The organism is Agrobacterium sp. RAC06, assembly GCF_001713475.1.
Taxonomy (GTDB): Bacteria; Pseudomonadota; Alphaproteobacteria; order Rhizobiales; family Rhizobiaceae; genus Allorhizobium.
Genome location: NZ_CP016499.1, coordinates 2,882,501 through 2,897,673 on the forward strand (window position 1 = coordinate 2,882,501; position 15,173 = coordinate 2,897,673).

Sequence of the window (15,173 nt, forward strand, 5' to 3'; positions counted from 1 at the left end):
GAAATCCTGTCGAGCGACCTTTCCGGCCTTGCGCTGGATCTTGCCCATTGGGGGGTTGCGGATCCAGGCCAGCTCCTTCTCATCGACATGCCGCCTGAGGCTGCCCTCAAGGAGGCGCGCCAGTTGCTGATCGGGCTCGGGGCGATCGACGAAAAGCTGCAGTTGACCGCCAAGGGGCGACGCATGCGGGATTTCGGACTGCCACCCCGGCTGTCTGCCATGGTGCTTGGCGCGTCCGAACATGGCGAAGCTCAAGCCGCCGCAGAGTTGGCGGTTCTCCTCACCGAACAGGGACTGGGCGGCAATGATCTCGATCTCGATGAGCGGCTGAGGCAGTTCCGCAGGGATCGCGGCGAGCGGGCCCGCAATGCCCGCAATCTCGCACAGAGGCTGTCGTCCGGCCTCAATCACCGTGAGGAAGGCAATATAGCGCCTGTTTCCGCCGGCGCCCTGCTCATCCACGCCTTCCCGGACAGGATCGCGCGCCAAAGGGGTGGGCGCGGCCGGTTCGTCATGGCCAATGGCCGGGGAGCAGAGATCCCCGCATCGGAACGCCTGGCGGGTGCCGAGCTGCTTGTCATCGCCGATCTGACCGGCAAGGCGGCGCAGGGGCGTGTGCTCGCAGCAGCCGAAACCTCACACGGCGACATCGAGACACTTCTCCCCAAGGCTATCACGACGTCGGAGGAAAGCGGCTTCGATACGGCGAGCCGCCAGGTGCGGGCGAGACGGGTGACACGGTTGGGGGCGATCATCTTCGACGAACAACCCCTGCCGAAGCCAAAGGGAGACAATGCTGCCAGAGCACTTGCCGAAGGGGTCCGCCTTCTGGGTGTCGCCGCCCTGCCCTTCTCGAAGGCGGCGGCTCAGTTGCGACAGAGGCTCGGCTTTCTTTACCGAAGCCTCGGCGAGCCATGGCCGGATACCAGCGATAACGGTCTCATCGCGAGGCTGGACGACTGGTTCGTGCCCTTCCAGTCGGGCGTGACGAGCTTTCAGGAGATCGGTGCCGGCAGCCTGCATGACGGACTGATGGCGCTGGTCCCTGGAGGATCGCAGCGGGAGCTCGACCGGCTCGTCCCGACGCATTTCACCGCGCCGACCGGACAATCCCATCCGATCCGCTACGAGGGCGATGAGCCTGTCCTGCAGATCCGGGTGCAGGAGCTTTTCGGGTTGAAGACGCACCCCACGATCGGCGGCGGCAAATTGCCACTGCTTCTGGAGTTGACCTCGCCCGCCCATCGACCCATTCAGACAACACGGGATCTTCCGGGGTTCTGGACCGGATCGTGGAAGGATGTGCGCGCCGACATGCGTGGTCGCTATCCGAAGCATCCCTGGCCAGAGGACCCTGCTGCGGCAGATCCCACGACACGAGCGAAACCCCGCGGAACCTGATGGCGCGGCAGAACAGGGAATAGTGATGACCATGGATCTGGCAGCCAAATTCGGTCCGAGCAGCCGGCGCCTGCGTCTCGAAACCCTGGTGAAGCTCCGCTGGGTGGCCGTGGCGGGGCAATTGCTGACCATTCTGGTCGTGGCGCTCTGGTTCGAATTTCCCCTGCCGCTCGTGACATGTCTGGGGCTGATCGCCGCACTGGCTGCGGCCAATTCGTTGATGTCGGTGGCCTTCCCGCCCACCTACCGCCTGGAGCCGGCGGCAGCCTTTGCGGTGCTTGCGCTCGATCTCTTCCAGATGGGTGCGCTGCTCTTCATCACCGGCGGGCTCAACAACCCGTTCGCGCCGCTGATCTGCATTCCCGTCATCATCTCCTTTGCGTCGCAGCCGAGCCGCCATTCGATCGCGCTTTTTGTAACCGCGCTCGCCTTCATCACCCTGCTTGCGTTCACACCCTATCCCCTGCCCTGGTTCGAGGGTCGCACGCTCGAGGTGCACCCGCTTCTGCAGCTCGGCATGTGGAGCTCTATTGTCTCGATGACGGCCTTTGCCGCCTTTTATGCCTATCGCGTCTCCCAGGAAGCGACCCTGCTTGCCGACGCCCTGACCGCGACCGAACTCATCCTGCAGCGGGAAAAGCATTTGCATCAGCTCGATGGTCTCGCAGCAGCGGCTGCGCATGAACTGGGTACACCGCTGGCAACGATCAGCGTGGTAGCCAAGGAGATGGAGCGGGACCTTGGTCAGGACGAGCGCTACCGGGAGGATGTGCAGCTGCTGCGTAGCCAGAGCGAGCGCTGCCGCGACATCCTGCGCCGCCTGACCTCGCTCGCCACGGAAGGCGAAGCCCACATGCGCGAGCTGCCGCTCTCCTCGATGATGGAGGAGGTCATTGCGCCGCATCGGGAATTCGGGGTGAAGGTTGAGCTGATCGAGCTGTCCGACCGGGCACTCGAGCCGGTCGGGACCCGCAATCCCGCCATTCTCTATGGTCTCGGCAACCTGCTCGAGAATGCGGTCGATTATGCCAGGTCCAAAGTCATGGTCAGCGTGGAGCATACAGCCGCCGATGTAACCGTCACGATCGAAGACGACGGAGCCGGTTTCTCCGCGGGGGTCTTGCAAAGAATTGGCGAGCCCTATGTTACAAGCAGGCAGAATGAAACGCGCGCCGGGGGTCTCGGCCTTGGGCTGTTTATCGCAAAGACACTGCTCGAACGGTCCGGAGCCAGCCTTCGCTTCGAAAATCGCAGCCCGGAAGGGTCCGGGGCGCGCGTCATGGTGATTTGGCCCCGTGAATACATGGAATTGGACACGTCGTTATGACTTTACCTGTAGGGTCTTGGCACGCATAAGGTCGGCAGCGAAGTTTTTGGAACAGTCGCAGGAACGAGAAGATGGCAGACGCAGCATCACAGGTCGCAAAACCAGCCGCCGGCACGCAAGCAGCGGGCAGTCACGATCTCGGCCCTGACCCTTCGCTGCTGATCGTCGATGACGATGCGCCGTTTCTGCGTCGTCTGGCGCGCGCCATGGAAAGCCGCGGCTTCACGGTGGAGCTCGCCGGCTCCGTCGCTGAGGGCATGGCGAAAGTCAAGGAAGCAGCACCTGCCTATGCCGTGGTCGATCTGCGGTTGGGTGACGGAACCGGGCTCGACGTCATCGAGGCGATCCGGGAGCGCCGTTCCGACACACGGATCATCGTGCTGACAGGTTATGGCAATATCGCCACGGCCGTTACCGCGGTCAAACTCGGGGCGCTCGACTATCTGGCGAAGCCCGCAGACGCCGACGATGTCTATCTGGCACTGACCCAACGACCAGGCGAGAAGGCCGAGATCCCCGAAAACCCGATGTCGGCCGACCGGATCCGCTGGGAGCATATCCAGCGCGTCTATGAGAGCTGCGAGAGGAATGTCTCCGAGACAGCTCGTCGCCTCAACATGCATCGCCGGACACTGCAGCGCATACTGGCCAAACGCGCCCCGAAGTAATCAGACAGACTTGAGCTGGGCCGCCCATTCCGCGGCCATGAGCCTCTGGGCGGCAGTCCTCGAAAAATCGAGGGTAACCGACTTCCGCGTTGCAGGCGGAAGGCGGTGCTCGGGAGCGTCCCGCAACAGGTGGCCCGAATACCCATCCGATAGAAAGAGGCCGCAGTCTTCCGGGAAGATCTCGAGAGGCACACCGGCGTGGGTGGCAAAAAACAATCGGTCGCAGTAGCGACGATAATCCGGCCATTTCCGGTCGACGCGAAAGTCCTCGACCGAGGATTTGATCTCGACGATCCAGATCTCGCCCTTGTCTGAAAGGGCGATCAGGTCAGCACGACGTCCATTGGAGAGCGTCAGTTCCGGCAGGATGGCAAAACGCATCTCCGCCAGAAGGATCTGGACACCACGCCGAATCATCATGGCGCGATCCGACTGCCGCCCGTCGATTAAGGGATTGTTTACTGCGACAGAGACTAAGGTCATGGACAACTCCGCTCCGCACGCTCAAGTCTGTTGCAAAAAAGCAATGCGGAGTCATTTTGCAGCGCCGAAGACATTCGGCGGAAGTACGGCACTTGCGTCGCCGAGATTAATTCAAAATAAACCATAATCAAAGATGGTCACAAGACCGTCTCTCAGCCATCACCCACGAGCTTTATCATGCGCTTCCGCAACATCTTGACCGCGCTTGGCCTGGTTATGTCCCTAGGCCTCGCGGGCTGCACAACGACGACCGGCGACAAGGCCGAAGTGGCCGAAACCACCAAGGTCGAGATCTTCAGCGACACCTATGGTTCGGTAACGGATGCAGGTTATGCCCTGCCGGCGATTCCGATCCAGAAAGTCGACAAGAAGTTTCACCGACAAATTGTCGATTATGCGACCAAGGAAAAACCCGGCACGGTCGTTGTCAACACGCGCGAGCGCTTCCTCTATTACGTGCTGCCGCGCGGCAAAGCGGTCCGTTATGGGATCGGCGTCGGCAAGCAGGGTTTTGCTTGGCAGGGTGAGGCCTATATCGCCTGGAAGCAGGCCTGGCCGACCTGGCATCCGCCGAAGGAAATGGCGGAACGGAAGCCCGAAGTCGCCAAGTATGTCGAAAAGGGCATGGAACCCGGCCTGCGCAACCCGCTCGGCGCCCGCGCCATGTATCTCTTCAACGAGAAGGGACAGGACACGCTGTTCCGCCTGCACGGCACGCCGGAATGGGCATCGATCGGAACGGCTGCTTCATCGGGCTGCATCCGCATGATGAACCAGGACGTGATCGACCTCTACAACCGCGTCAAGCCGGGCCGGAACTCCAAGGTCGTGGTTCAGCAGTAAGCTGCACCAACGCAGAATACGAAAAGCCCCGCCGGAGCGATCCGGCGGGGCTTTTCGTTTCGCCAAAGGCCGGCTGTCAGGCCGCAGACTGTGCCTTCAGTTCGATGCGACGACGATGGAGAACCGGCTCGGTGTAGCCGTTCGGTTGCTCCCTGCCCTTCAGCACGAGGTCAAGCGCCGCCTGGAAGGCAACCGAGCCGTCGTAATCCTTCGCCATCGGCACATAGACCGGGTCAGTGGCATTCTGGTCGTCGACGACCATCGCCATGCGCTTCAGCGTCTCGACGACCTGTTCTTCCGTCACCACGCCGTGATGCAGCCAGTTTGCCATGTGCTGGGCGGAGATGCGGAGCGTGGCGCGATCCTCCATCAAACCGACATTGTTGATGTCCGGCACCTTGGAGCAGCCGACGCCCTGGTCGATCCAGCGGACGACATAGCCGAGAATACCCTGGGCATTGTTGTCGAGTTCCCGCTGGATTTCTTCCGGGGTCCAGTTCGGACGCGTCGCGACCGGAACCGACAGAATATCCGACAGCTTGGCGCGCGAGCGGGACTTCAGGCTTTCCTGAACGCCCGCGACATTGACGCTGTGATAGTGTGTGGCGTGCAGTGTTGCTGCCGTCGGCGACGGAACCCAGGCCGTGTTGGCCCCGGCCTTCGGATGGGCAATCTTCTGCTCCAGCATGGCCGCCATCAGATCCGGCATGGCCCACATGCCCTTGCCAATCTGGGCATGGCCGGACAGGCCGCATTCAAGGCCAATATCGACGTTCCAGTTTTCATAGGCTGCGATCCAGGCGGCCTGCTTCATGTCGCCCTTGCGGATCATCGGGCCCGCTTCCATCGAAGTGTGAATTTCGTCGCCCGTGCGATCGAGGAAGCCGGTGTTGATGAAGACGACGCGGTCTCGGGCCGCGCGAATGCACTCCTTGAGATTGACAGTGGTGCGGCGCTCCTCGTCCATGATCCCCATCTTGATCGTGTTGGGAGCCATGCCGACGAGTTCTTCGACGCGGGAGAAGATCTCGCAGGCGAAGGCGACCTCTTCTGGACCGTGCATCTTCGGCTTCACGACATACATCGAGCCTGCGCGGGAGTTCTTCCGGCGGCCATTCGGGCCGATGTCATGCAGCGCGACGAGAGCGGTGATCGCGGCATCCAGGATGCCTTCCGGCACCTCATGGCCGTCCCTGTCGGTGATCGCGGGATTGGTCATGAGGTGACCGACATTGCGGATGAGCATCAGGGATCGGCCCGGCAGTGTCACCTCACCGCCGTCAACGCCGGTCAGTTCGAGGTCATTGTTCAGGGAACGGGTGAAGGTCTTGCCGCCCTTCGTAACTTCCTCCGTCAGGTCACCCTTCATCAGGCCGAGCCAGTTGGAATAGACGGCGATCTTGTCCTCGGCGTCGACGGCCGCGACCGAATCCTCGCAGTCCATGATGGTGGTGAGTGCCGATTCAAGCCCGACATCGGCGATGCCGGCGGGGTCGTCCTTGCCGATCAGGCTGTCCGGATCGACGAAGACGAGGGTGTGCAGGCCATTGGTGCGGAAATAGAGGCGGTATGCCTTTTCGCTCTCACGCTTGAAGCCGACATATTGGTCGGGACTGGAAAGGCCTGTCCGGCCGCTGGCGGTCTCGACGAAGAGCGCGCCGTTTTCAAAGTCGAAGCCTGTAACGTCAGCCCAGCTGCCGCCGGCGAGCGGCAGGCTCCGGTCGAGAAAGGACTTCGCCCACGCCACGACCTTGCCACCGCGAACCGGATTGTAGCCCTTGCCCTTGTCCGCGCCATCAGCCTCGGAAATCGCATCCGTGCCGTAAAGCGCGTCGTAAAGCGAACCCCAGCGGGCATTGGCGGCGTTCAGCGCATAACGCGCGTTCATGACCGGCACGACGAGCTGCGGACCGGCGATCGACGAAATCTCCGGATCGACATTGGCCGTCTCGATCTTGAAGTCGGGGCCCTCGGGCAGGAGATAGCCGATTTCACGCAGGAAGCTTTCATAGGCGGCGAGATCGGCGGGCGCGCCGTTCTCGCGATACCAGGCGTCAATCTGGGCCTGCAGGTCATCCCGCTTGGCGAGCAAGGCGCGGTTTTTCGGCGCCAAGTCGTGAACGATCCGGGAGAAGCCGGCGAAGAAGGCATCGGCCTCGACTTGCGTTCCCGGGATCGCCTGGGTCACGATGAAATCGTAGAGGCGCTTGTCGATCGAAAGGCCGTGAGCTTCAATAGATGTCATGACGTCATTCCTCTTACTGGACTGGCTTTGGCACGCAGCATGGCTGAAACCGATTAGCAGTCAATCCGTCATAAATACGAAATATTGTTTCCAAATTCGAAAGTCAGCCGCGTGCAGTCCTGGGGCGACCCGAGGCCGTCGCCGTGATCCGCGCTTCCACGAGCTTGCGGCGTCCCTCGATCTCAGGCGCATCGAGCTCCTCCCGGAGGATCAGCACGACATCCACGGCGCCACTGGCTTCAGCCCTTGCACGCGCGAGTTCGGTCGCCCTTGTCCTCGCCCTTTCCAGAGCAACGGTCTCATCCGTCGCCCGCTCGCTGTCGCCGCCGCCGGTGATCATGAAAAGCCCCTCCTCCGGCGATCCGACAGTGACAGAAACACTGCTGCGCACCTGCCCGACGACGGCGCCGACGGCATTGGCCACATCGGCATCCGCAGGCACGGCGACATCGGAAGCCAGCATCTCGGCGATCGCCGGGTAGTAGACGCCGGCCGAGGCACCGAGGCCGATCAATGGCCGGTCGAGCGAGAGGTTGAAGCGGGCGATACCCCCCTGTCGCTTGAGCGCGCGATCGATCAGCACCGATTTCGCAGGCTCGATGTCGGCAAGGCCATCTTCGGCAAGCGCTGCGGAGAGAATGACTTCGGCCGACTGGCGCGTCAGGCGATCAACGATCAACTTGGCAAGCACTTCCGGCGATGACGCGATCGGCTGGCCAGAACCATCCTTCTGTCGGATCGCCAGCGCCATGCCGAGTTCGGCCGCCTTGCGATCCCATTGGCCCTGGCGGTTCAGGACATGCATGGCGTCGGATGGCGTGAGCCCACACAGATGCACGAGGCCACGGGCGACGAGACGGTCGAGTGTCGCCTTCTGCTGGGTGAAGCTGATCAGCTGGTCCAGGGGAAGCGGCACGCTGCCGATCTTTTGAAAGAGTGCTGCCTCCTGCGGCTGGAGACCGGCCGCCAGATGATCCGGGACGCCGGTGCGGACCGCGAAGCGCCCATCGTGACGTCCGAGATGTGGCGCGCGGAGCTGGCGCTCGAGTACGTCAGTGATGGACGCTCCATGCAGGGCTGCTGCAAGGCTCAACGGGACAAGGCGACGGGGGCCGAGGTCGATCTTCGCCGCAAGGCCGCGATCGTCGAAACGCACCTCCGAGTCACCACCGAGGCCGAAGGTGCGCATGGCGACTGCTTCCACCATAGTTCGGTAACCGCCGACGACGGCGCCATCCTGATCAAGCCGCGGCTGACCGGCCTCCATCACGGCGACGTCGGTCGTCGTGCCACCGATATCGGACACGACGGCATCATCGAGGCCGGTCAGGTGGCGTGCGCCGACGAGGCTCGCGGCGGGACCGGAGAGAATGGTCTCGATCGGTCGCAACCGAGCTTCGGCTGCCGAGATCAACGCGCCGTCACCACGCACGACCATCAGTGGCGCATGAATGCCGCGCTCCCCGAGATAGCGCTCGGCAGAGCCGATCAACCGGTCGATCATCGAGACCAGGCGGGCATTGAGAAGGGTTGTCAGTGCCCGTCTTGGCCCGCCGAGCTTGGAGGAAAGCTCGTGGCTGCAGGTGACGGGCAGGCCGGAATGCCGGCGAATGATCTCGCGCGCCCGCTGCTCGTGCGCCGGATTGCGAACCGCAAAATAACCGGCGATCGCGAAGGATGAGACATTGGCCGAAAGCTCGGGCAGTGCCGCTTCCAGCGCCGCCTGGTCGAAAAGTGTCTCGGTGCCATGAACGTCATGACCGCCGGCAATGAAGAGGACCGGATCATTGCCAAGCGCATCGGCCAGGCCATCGCGCTTCATATCGTCTGGCCCGAACCCGATCATGATCAGGCCGGCGCGGCCGCCCTGCCCTTCCACCAGCGCATTGGTCGCGAGCGTCGTCGACAGCGAGACGAGACCGATCGCCGAGGGATCAATCGCTGATTCGGCGAGCACGCTTTCGAGCGCGCCGGAAATGCCGATCGACAGGTCGTGCCGGGTGGTGAGCGACTTCGCCTTGGCGACGATCCCATGCGTCTCGCTGTAGATCACGGCGTCCGTGTAGGTGCCGCCGGTATCGATGCCCAGCATGTAATCGGATGTCACGCAGTCTTCCCCATCTTCCCCGCCACTACGGCGACGCATCCCTTATGGCACAGGGCTTAGTGCGATTTCCAGCGAGGGAGCGGCAGGAACACGCCGCATTACGGCTTGCGCGGCGTGACCCGCATCGGCAGGCCGCCAGCTGGCTGGGTGGTAAGCTTCTGAACCGGCCAGGGTTTCGTCTGCGGCGTCGTCGCGAAACGATATCGCTGCATCAGCACCGCGAGCGCGATCACGGCTTCCTGTAACGCAAAGGTGGCGCCGATGCAGACGCGTGGACCGGCGCCAAATGGCAGATACTGAAAGCGGCCGATCTTCTCGCGCTCCCCTGGCAGAAAGCGGGAGGGGTCAAAGATCCGTGGCTTGTCCCAGTAAAGCTCGTGGCGATGCAGCGTCCAGGGCATGACAAGGACAGTGGCGCCCTTCGCAATCTCGACGGTCTCGCCACTGGGCGCCGTATAGCGATCGTCGGCGATCGCATCGCGGTTGATTGAGGGCGCCGGCGGATAGAGCCGCATCGCCTCTTCGAAAGAGGCTCGCACATGCGGCATCTGCTCAAGCCAATCGACCGGATCGGCGCCGGACGCTATGACCTCATCGATTTCCCGCTCCATTGCGTCCCTGACATCCGGACAGTGGGCCACGCAATACAAGGTCCAGGCCAGGGCACGCGCCGTCGTCTCGTGCCCGGCCCCGATGAAGGTCAGGATATTGTCCTCGATCTCTTCCGAGGTCAGACCGTCAGGTCCTTCCAGCTCGAGAAGCAATGTCAAGAAATCGTCCGGTGCGTTCTCCCGATCCGTCTTGATGATGGCCCGGCGGTGATCCATCGTCCGTCGCACGAGTTCGCGGAACTTGCGCAAGACGCCGAGACCCCGGATTCGGGTCAGGCGCGGGATCCATCTCGGAGCTTTCAACAAGTCCAGCGGATCGATCCGTCCCATGCTGTGCAGGAGATCGTCGACATCCTTGGCGAAATCGCCCTGTTCGGAGACGATCCCGCCGGAGAAGAGAGTTTCGGAAAGGATCGCATAAGTCAGTTCGGTCATGTCGACGGCGATATCGCGGACGACGCCCTCGGTCCCCGCTTCGTAACGTTCAAGAAAAAGTTCGCTCTGCTCGCGCATCTGGCGGGCGAAGCCGCGGGCATGGCGAGGAGTGAAGACCGGCGCCATGGCCTTGCGCGAGCGTTTCCACACGGGACCTTCGGCCGTCAGTAGGCCATCGCGCAGAATGGGGCGCAGGACAAGCTGGCGGATCTCGGACATCTCGTAATTCGAGGCGTTGTCGACGAGCACGTGGCGGATCAGACCTGGGTCATTGGCAATGATGGTGGTCTGGCCAAAAAAGCGAGTGACGATCCAGGGCCAGGTGTAGGACGGCTGCCCCCAAAGTTCGAGCGGGTTCCTCAGCACTGTGCGGATGATTTCCAGTCGGCTGGGCGGGACCGTCCGCGGCACAGGCGCCGGCGGCTCGAAAGTCGATTTGCGCAGACTGGCGTCCATGTGATGCTCCCTCGAAGGGTTGGAGCCCCCCTAGAGGAATTAGAGCAGGGACTCCAACTCGTCCAGCCGATCATTGATCAGCCAGCCGTAATAGTTCTCTTCCGGCCAATTCGCCGCACCGCTCGCCCGCTTTGCCGCCAGAGCACGGGCCCGCTGCTGCGAGCCGCCAATGTTGAAAAGCGTCGCCGTAACACCCGGGTTCCCCGAGATATCGACATCGGCAATCTGTCTGTAGTCGTCAATCGACTTGCGGATGACCGCTGCCATGAAGGCGAGCGAGATGTCGGGATCCATGATCGCCTTGTAGACGCCCGCCGCGTCGTTCTCGTCGAGCCGGGCATAGCCGGACTTCTGATGCACGAGATCCGACAGCATGAGGGCCGTCAAAGGATTGATCTGCCCCAGACCAAAGGTCTGACCCGCATAGAAGGGCTGGAAGAACACGGCGCTGAAGCGATTGTTCGGATAGGACTTGCCGCCGACGGATTTGCCGCGGAAGCGATCCTGCCACACATCTTCGCGGCAGGTCCAGAGACGGTAGGAGTCAGAATAGCCGTTGCATTCGGCAAATTCCGGCCGGCCGACGAAGTCGGCAATGCTCTCGTCCTTGTAGCCGAATCGGAAGCTGTTGCCGGCGTAAGATGCGGCCTTCACGTAATAGCTCTGGAGGCTGTCATAGGCGTCGACATTGTAGGTGTGCTCGCCGACGATGGCACCCACCATGTGGATGGGCGCAATGCCATAGGCGGCGGCCGTCTTCTTGAGCTTGCCCACCAGCTTCGAGTCCGTCTTCAGGAGATCGCGGACCTTTTCATATTTCAGATCGAAGCTGGTCTTGCCCGCTTTGGTACGCCGCACGGAGGCGCCGGGAATGGCCGGCTGTTCGGCATTGCGATTTCCCGAGGGGACCTTGTCGTCAGCAAGCGACACTGCGGGCACAAGCCCGGCGAGCGTAATGGCGACGATGAGATTTCTGGCAATAGTAAGCACGATGCGCGGCCCCTGGACATTTGTCCTCGAACGGATTGCCGGCGCATTCGCGGGCAGCGTCCGACTGCGGCCCTCCTTACATAAGAGGCACCTGTATTGTCGATATGGGCCGCTTTCACTTTCCCGGCACGCCGGGGGCGAAAGCGACCCATAGATGCACAAAGATCACAGGATGTAGCGGCTAAGGTCCGTGTTGGCGGCGAGATCGCCGACATGCTCCTGCACATAAGCCGAGTCGATCATCACTTCCGAGCCACCGCGGTCCGGTGCATGGAAGGAAATCTCGTCGAGCACCCGCTCCATCACCGTCTGCAGGCGACGGGCACCGATGTTCTCAACCGTTTCGTTGAGCTGAACCGCGACATCGGCGAGAGCATCGATCGCATCCTCGGTGAAGTCGAGATTGAGCTCCTCGGTTGCCATCAGCGCCTTGTACTGGCGGATCAGGCTCGCTTCGGTCTCTGTCAGGATGCGGCGGAAATCTTCCTTGGTCAGTGGCTTCAGCTCGACGCGGATCGGCAGGCGGCCCTGAAGCTCCGGCAGAAGGTCGGAGGGCTTGGACACATGAAATGCGCCAGACGCGATGAAGAGGATGTGGTCGGTCTTCACCGGACCGTATTTGGTCGCGACCGTCGTCCCTTCGACCAGCGGCAGGAGGTCACGCTGCACGCCTTCGCGCGAAACACCGGCGCCCATGGCACCTTCGCGGGCGGCGATCTTGTCGATCTCGTCGAGGAAGACGATGCCGTCATTTTCGACGGAACGCAGCGCTTCCCGCTGGATGACTTCATTGTCGATGAGCTTGTCCGATTCATCACGGATCAGGTCGGCATAGGATGCCTTGACGGTGGTCCGGACCTTCTTGGTACGGTTACCCATGGCCTTGCCGAACATTTCCGACAGGTTGAGGATGCCGATGTTGGCACCGGGCATGCCGGGAACTTCGAAGCCGGGCGCGCCGGAGCCGCTGTCGGCCACTTCGATATCGATTTCCTTGTCATCGAGCTCGCCGTTGCGGAGCTTCTTGCGGAAGCTGTCCCGTGTAGCCGGAGATGCCGTGGCGCCGACAAGGGCATCGAGCACGCGCTCTTCGGCCAGCTGATGCGCCTTGGCCTGCACTTCCAGACGCTTCTTGTCGCGGATGAGTGCGATGCCGATCTCGACCAGATCGCGGATGATCTGCTCGACATCGCGGCCGACATAACCGACTTCGGTGAACTTTGTCGCCTCCACCTTGATGAAGGGCGCGCCGGCGAGCTTGGCCAGGCGGCGGGAGATTTCCGTCTTGCCGACGCCGGTCGGTCCGATCATCAGGATATTCTTCGGCATCACCTCGTCGCGCAGATCTTCCGAAAGCTGCTGGCGGCGCCAGCGGTTGCGCAAGGCGATCGCGACCGCGCGCTTGGCGTCATGCTGGCCGATGATATGGCGGTCGAGCTCGGAAACGATCTCGCGCGGGGAGAAATTGGTCATTTCGGGTTGCTCCTCACGATGCCGCGGACCCGCGCATCGTCTCTTGGTGTGGAATTCGATCGGCAGCCGTCAGTCGGCGTCGAGGGTTTCGACCACCATGTTGTTGTTGGTGTAGACGCAGATCTCGCCGGCGATGGTCAGAGCGCGCCGGGCGATGTCCTCCGCCGAGCGCTCTGTATCCATGAGGGCGCGGGCAGCAGCATAGGCGAAGTTGCCGCCGGAGCCGATGGCGATGGTGCCGTGTTCGGGTTCCAACACATCACCATTGCCGGTGATCGCGAGCGTGATCGACTTGTCGGCCACCAGCATCATGGCTTCGAGATTGCGCAGATACTTGTCAGTGCGCCAGTCCTTGGCGAGCTCGACGGCTGCGCGCATCAGCTGGCCGGGATATTGTTCGAGCTTCTTTTCGAGGCGATCGAGCAGCGTAAAGGCATCGGCTGTCGCGCCGGCAAAGCCTGCGATCACATCGCCGCCCTTGCCGATGCGGCGGACCTTGCGGGCATTGCCCTTCATCACGGTCTGGCCAAGGCTGACCTGTCCGTCACCGGCCATCACCACCTTGCCGTCCTTGCGTACGGTAACAATCGTTGTCATCAATCACCTGTCACCCGCCTCTGCGGGCCTTGTGGAACGGGCTTTGAGGCCCGGTTTGTCGGTTCCTATGTAAGTGGGCTTTCAACGATTGCAATCTGCGGCAAAAGCTCCAGCGCCGCCTTGCGGCAGCGCAATGTAACTTCTGGATATTTCACCGCCCTGCTGTTATGGGAGGGCCGAGATCCTCATGGAGCAGCCAAATGGCAGAGCGTAAAGGCGAAGTTTCCCGCAAAACCAACGAAACCTCGGTCTCGGTTTCCGTCCATATTGACGGCACCGGCACGGGCAAGATTTCGACGGGCGTGGGCTTCTTCGACCATATGCTCGACCAGCTCTGCCGCCACTCGCTGATCGACATGAACATCGATGTGAAGGGCGACCTGCATATCGACGATCACCACACCGTCGAGGATACGGGCATCGCGCTCGGCCAGGCGATTTCCAAGGCGCTTGGCGACCGCAAGGGTATCACGCGTTATGCCTCGATCGATCTTGCCATGGACGAGACGATGACCAAGGCGGCCATCGACGTCTCCGGCCGTCCGTTCCTGGTCTGGAACGTCGCTTTCAGCGCGCCAAAGATCGGCACCTTTGACACCGAACTGGTGCGCGAATTCTTCCAGGCTCTTGCCCAGAACGCCGGGATTACGCTGCATGTGCTGAACCATTACGGCGCGAACAACCATCATATCGCCGAGACCTGCTTCAAGGCGGTCGCGCGGGCGCTTCGGACGGCAACCGAAGTTGATCCGCGGCAGGCAAACCGTATCCCCTCCACCAAGGGCACCCTGGTTTAAGGGGCAGTTTCCCGAGTGAGACTGCCACCTTGCTCCGGTTCGGACGTTGAAGCCGAACCGTCGAGCAGAAAGGACTGGAAGACATGCGTGTAGCTATCATCGACTACGGCTCGGGCAATCTGCGCTCGGCCACCAAGGCCTTTGAACGGGCCGCCCGCGAGGCCGGCCTTAACGCCGAAATCGAACTCACCGACAAGGCGGACCGTGTCGCCATCGCCGACCGAATCGTGCTTCCGGGTGTCGGGGCCTATGCCGACTGCCGCAAGGGGCTCGATGCCGTTCCCGGCATGCATGACGCGATCACGGAAGTGGTTGAGACCAAGGGGCGTCCCTTTTTCGGTATCTGCGTCGGAATGCAGCTCATGTCGTCGCGTGGTCTCGAGAAGACCGTGACCGACGGCTTCGGCTGGATTGAAGGCGATGTCGTCGAAATGACGCCGTCCGATCCATCCCTCAAGATCCCCCAGATCGGCTGGAACACGCTGACGCTCAACCGACCGCATCCCTTGTTTTCGGGCATTCCGACGGGACCGGACGGGCTGCACGCCTATTTCGTCCATTCCTATCACCTCGCTGCGCGCAAGCGCGAGGATGTCATCGCTACGACTGAATATGGTGGCGCGATGACGGCCTTTGTCGGCCGCGACAACATGGTGGGTGCGCAATTCCACCCCGAGAAGAGCCAGGCACTCGGCCTGAAGCTGATCGCCAATTTTCTGACCTGGACGCCCTGAAGGGCA

13 protein-coding genes (1 of these 13 cut by a window edge) are annotated in these 15,173 nt (G+C 62.1%); 6 read left to right on the forward strand and 7 right to left on the reverse strand.

Features of this window, described 5'->3' with window-relative positions; genetic code table 11:
* From hrpB to BSY240_RS13930, 3 genes are all read left to right on the forward strand, one after another.
* Positions 1-1,401, forward strand: partial view of an ATP-dependent helicase HrpB gene (gene hrpB / locus BSY240_RS13920; protein ID WP_069043983.1) — the 3' portion only. Its footprint begins 1,011 nt before the window's first position; the window shows 1,401 of its 2,412 coding nt (coding positions 1,012-2,412); the start codon falls outside the window, past its left edge; the stop codon is at positions 1,399-1,401.
* A gap of 25 nt (positions 1,402-1,426) precedes the next feature.
* Positions 1,427-2,728 carry an ActS/PrrB/RegB family redox-sensitive histidine kinase gene (locus BSY240_RS13925; RefSeq protein ID WP_069042704.1) on the forward strand — a complete coding sequence of 434 codons (1,302 nt, stop codon included), beginning with the start codon at positions 1,427-1,429 and terminating at the stop codon, positions 2,726-2,728.
* A gap of 71 nt (positions 2,729-2,799) precedes the next feature.
* Positions 2,800-3,396: an ActR/PrrA/RegA family redox response regulator transcription factor gene (locus BSY240_RS13930; protein ID WP_054149970.1), complete on the forward strand. Its 597-nt coding sequence runs from the start codon at positions 2,800-2,802 to the stop codon at positions 3,394-3,396.
* Here BSY240_RS13930 and BSY240_RS13935 read toward each other — a convergent pair whose 3' ends face one another.
* Positions 3,397-3,879: an MmcB family DNA repair protein gene (locus BSY240_RS13935; protein WP_054149971.1), complete on the reverse strand. Its 483-nt coding sequence runs from the start codon at positions 3,877-3,879 to the stop codon at positions 3,397-3,399.
* A gap of 177 nt (positions 3,880-4,056) precedes the next feature.
* On the opposite strand from BSY240_RS13935, the gene BSY240_RS13940 reads away from it, so the two are divergent.
* On the forward strand, positions 4,057-4,722 hold the full coding sequence (locus BSY240_RS13940; protein WP_054149972.1) for a L,D-transpeptidase: 666 nt from the start codon (positions 4,057-4,059) through the stop codon (positions 4,720-4,722).
* A 76-nt stretch (positions 4,723-4,798) separates the two neighbouring features.
* Here BSY240_RS13940 and BSY240_RS13945 read toward each other — a convergent pair whose 3' ends face one another.
* From BSY240_RS13945 to hslV, 6 genes are all read right to left on the reverse strand, one after another.
* Positions 4,799-6,967, reverse strand: a complete 2,169-nt coding sequence (locus tag BSY240_RS13945) for a malate synthase G (protein WP_069042705.1) — start codon at positions 6,965-6,967, stop codon at positions 4,799-4,801.
* 103 nt (positions 6,968-7,070) lie between these two features.
* On the reverse strand, positions 7,071-9,074 hold the full coding sequence (locus BSY240_RS13950; RefSeq protein WP_069042706.1) for a hydantoinase/oxoprolinase N-terminal domain-containing protein: 2,004 nt from the start codon (positions 9,072-9,074) through the stop codon (positions 7,071-7,073).
* Positions 9,075-9,172: 98 nt separating this feature from the next.
* On the reverse strand, positions 9,173-10,576 hold the full coding sequence (locus BSY240_RS13955) for a cytochrome P450 (protein WP_054149975.1): 1,404 nt from the start codon (positions 10,574-10,576) through the stop codon (positions 9,173-9,175).
* Positions 10,577-10,615: 39 nt separating this feature from the next.
* Positions 10,616-11,542, reverse strand: coding sequence for a DUF1402 family protein (locus tag BSY240_RS13960; RefSeq protein ID WP_054150076.1), 927 nt, complete (start codon positions 11,540-11,542; stop codon positions 10,616-10,618).
* A 189-nt stretch (positions 11,543-11,731) separates the two neighbouring features.
* A complete protein-coding gene (gene hslU / locus BSY240_RS13965) occupies positions 11,732-13,039 on the reverse strand; it encodes an ATP-dependent protease ATPase subunit HslU (RefSeq protein WP_054149976.1) in 1,308 nt (435 codons plus the stop codon).
* Between the two features lie 69 nt (positions 13,040-13,108).
* Positions 13,109-13,636, reverse strand: a complete 528-nt coding sequence (hslV, locus tag BSY240_RS13970) for an ATP-dependent protease subunit HslV (RefSeq protein WP_069042707.1) — start codon at positions 13,634-13,636, stop codon at positions 13,109-13,111.
* Positions 13,637-13,836: 200 nt separating this feature from the next.
* Here hslV and hisB point away from each other — a divergent pair, with 200 nt between their 5' ends.
* Both hisB and hisH read left to right on the forward strand, forming a co-directional pair.
* Positions 13,837-14,433, forward strand: a complete 597-nt coding sequence (gene hisB, locus BSY240_RS13975; protein ID WP_069042708.1) for an imidazoleglycerol-phosphate dehydratase HisB — start codon at positions 13,837-13,839, stop codon at positions 14,431-14,433.
* A gap of 83 nt (positions 14,434-14,516) precedes the next feature.
* Positions 14,517-15,167, forward strand: a complete 651-nt coding sequence (gene hisH / locus BSY240_RS13980) for an imidazole glycerol phosphate synthase subunit HisH (RefSeq protein WP_069042709.1) — start codon at positions 14,517-14,519, stop codon at positions 15,165-15,167.
* Positions 15,168-15,173: the final 6 nt, after the last annotated feature.

Excerpts from the sequence above, each read along its gene's own strand:
- BSY240_RS13925 (WP_069042704.1), top strand. The coding sequence starts at position 1,427 with ATGACCATGGATCTGGCAGCCAAATTCGGTCCGAGCAGCCGGCGCCTG.
- BSY240_RS13930 (WP_054149970.1), top strand. The coding sequence starts at position 2,800 with ATGGCAGACGCAGCATCACAGGTCGCAAAACCAGCCGCCGGCACGCAA.
- BSY240_RS13935 (WP_054149971.1), bottom strand. The coding sequence starts at position 3,879 with ATGACCTTAGTCTCTGTCGCAGTAAACAATCCCTTAATCGACGGGCGG.
- BSY240_RS13940 (WP_054149972.1), top strand. The coding sequence starts at position 4,057 with ATGCGCTTCCGCAACATCTTGACCGCGCTTGGCCTGGTTATGTCCCTA.
- BSY240_RS13945 (WP_069042705.1), bottom strand. The coding sequence starts at position 6,967 with ATGACATCTATTGAAGCTCACGGCCTTTCGATCGACAAGCGCCTCTAC.
- BSY240_RS13955 (WP_054149975.1), bottom strand. The coding sequence starts at position 10,576 with ATGGACGCCAGTCTGCGCAAATCGACTTTCGAGCCGCCGGCGCCTGTG.
- hslU (WP_054149976.1), bottom strand. The coding sequence starts at position 13,039 with ATGACCAATTTCTCCCCGCGCGAGATCGTTTCCGAGCTCGACCGCCAT.
- hslV (WP_069042707.1), bottom strand. The coding sequence starts at position 13,636 with ATGACAACGATTGTTACCGTACGCAAGGACGGCAAGGTGGTGATGGCC.
- hisB (WP_069042708.1), top strand. The coding sequence starts at position 13,837 with ATGGCAGAGCGTAAAGGCGAAGTTTCCCGCAAAACCAACGAAACCTCG.
- hisH (WP_069042709.1), top strand. The coding sequence starts at position 14,517 with ATGCGTGTAGCTATCATCGACTACGGCTCGGGCAATCTGCGCTCGGCC.